Source organism: Mesorhizobium sp. M1A.T.Ca.IN.004.03.1.1, assembly GCF_003997555.1.
Classification (GTDB): Bacteria; Pseudomonadota; Alphaproteobacteria; order Rhizobiales; family Rhizobiaceae; genus Mesorhizobium.
Genome location: NZ_RZTV01000918.1, coordinates 1 through 243, shown reverse-complemented (window position 1 = coordinate 243; position 243 = coordinate 1). Strand labels below are relative to the sequence as shown.

Here is a 243-nt window from a genome sequence, read left to right as displayed (position 1 = left end):
GGTGCGACAATATTCATGGGTGAGGCTCCAAGGTTTGACGTTTGGAGACCCAGTTCCAGTGTTGGAATGATGGAAAGACGCCTCATGCGACAAAGCGAAATCCCGCCCGACAGCCGCAGCGTCTGCACCGTCCCTACGCCAGTATGAACTGGATCAGGTTCAACGGGTCACTGCGCCACAACAGGCAAAGCCGTATTGTTCAGCAGAATCTCAGCCCCTTGCCGGGACACCCCTGGTGAATAC

The 243-nt window shown here is 56.0% G+C and carries 1 riboswitch.

Annotated elements, in window-relative coordinates:
• Positions 1-113: 113 nt before the first annotated feature.
• Positions 114-243, bottom strand: a riboswitch (TPP riboswitch).